The 1,639-nt window shown below is 66.7% G+C and carries 2 protein-coding genes; both read right to left on the bottom strand.

Going from position 1 to position 1,639, the window contains the following annotated elements; all coding sequences use genetic code 11:
• Window position 1: 1 nt before the first annotated feature.
• The gene (locus J0I99_RS00030; protein ID WP_291395010.1) at window positions 2-931 is read right to left on the bottom strand and encodes an electron transfer flavoprotein subunit alpha/FixB family protein; all 930 of its coding nucleotides are present in this window, start codon (window positions 929-931) and stop codon (window positions 2-4) included.
• A 21-nt stretch (window positions 932-952) separates the two neighbouring features.
• The coding region (locus J0I99_RS00035; protein WP_291395012.1) for an electron transfer flavoprotein subunit beta/FixA family protein at window positions 953-1,639 on the bottom strand (687 nt) is incomplete at its 5' end.

Raw genomic sequence — 1,639 nt, forward strand, 5'->3', positions numbered from 1 at the left:
GTCAAAGCGCCTTCTGGAGTTCGGGCAGGATTGTGAAGAGGTCACCGACGAGGCCGTAGTCGGCGACCTGGAAGATCGGTGCCTCCTCGTCCTTGTTGATGGCGACGATGACCTTGGAGTCCTTCATGCCGGCAAGATGCTGGATCGCGCCCGAGATGCCGACGGCGATGTAGAGGTCGGGAGCGACCACCTTGCCGGTCTGGCCGACCTGCCAGTCGTTCGGCGCATAGCCGGCATCGACCGCGGCGCGGCTCGCGCCGACCGCCGCACCCAGCTTGTCGGCGACCGGCAGGATCACCTCCTGGAACTTCTCCGACGAGCCCAGCGCGCGGCCACCCGAGATGATGATCTTGGCCGAGGTCAGCTCCGGACGGTCGTTCTCCGACAGCTTGTTCTCGACGAAGGTGGAAAGCCCGGGATTGGCCGCCGCCTTGATCGTCTCGACAGCCGCCGAGCCACCCTCGGGAGCCGCCTGGAAGGCGGCGGTGCGCACCGTGACAACCTTCCTGGCGTCGGTCGACTGCACCGTCTGCAGCGCATTGCCGGCATAGATCGGACGCTTGAAGGTGTCGGGCGAAACCACCTCGATGATCTCCGAGACCTGGGCGACGTCGAGCAGGGCCGCCACGCGCGGCATGACGTTCTTGCCGGCCGAGGTGGCGGGCGCCACGATGGTGTCGTAGCCACCGGCCAGATCGACGATCAGCGCCGCGAAGGGCTCGGCCAGGCGCTCGGCGAGCTCGTCGGCCTCGGCCAGCAGCACCTTGCGCACGCCCTTGAGCTTCGCGGCGGCGTCGGCGGCCGCCTTGGCGCCCTTGCCGGCCACCAGCACGTCGACATCCGAGCCGATCTGCAGCGCAGCCGACAGGGCCTTCGCGGTCTGGTCGGAAAGCGATGCGTTGTCGTGTTCGGCGATAAGGAGAATTGCCATGTCTTTGATCCTTTCCGAACCTTAGAGGACGCCGGCTTCGTTCTTGAGCTTGTCGACCAGTTCGGCGACGCTCTTGACCTTGACGCCCGCCTTGCGGCCGCCCGGCTCCTCGGTCTTGACCACCTTCAGCCGCGGCTTGACGTCGGCCCCGAAGTCGGCAGGGCTCTTCTCGTCCAGCGGCTTCTTCTTGGCCTTCATGATGTTGGGCAGCGAGGCATAGCGTGGCTGGTTCAGCCGCAGGTCCGCCGTCACGATGACCGGCATCTTCAGATCCACCGTCTGCAGGCCGCCATCGACCTCGCGCGTCACCTTGGCATGATCGCCGGCAAGCTCGATCTTCGAGGCGAAGGTGCCCTGCGCCCAGCCCAGCAGCGCGGCCAGCATCTGGCCCGTCTGGTTCGAATCGTCGTCGATCGCCTGCTTGCCCAGGATCACCAGGCCAGGCTGCTCGGCCTCGACCACGCCCTTCAGCACCTTGGCGACGCCCAGCGGCTCCACCGCCTCGTCGGTCTTGACCAGGATCGCGCGGTCGGCGCCCATCGCCAGCGCCGTGCGCAGCGTCTCCTGCGCCTGCTGCGGGCCGATCGACACGACGATGATCTCTTCCGCCTTGCCGGCTTCCTTCAGCCGGATCGCTTCCTCGACCGCGATCTCGTCAAACGGGTTCATCGCCATCTTGACGTTCGCAAGCTCAACGCCCGAACCGTC

The organism is Devosia sp. (assembly GCF_017307495.1).
Lineage (GTDB): Bacteria > Pseudomonadota > Alphaproteobacteria > Rhizobiales > Devosiaceae > Devosia_A.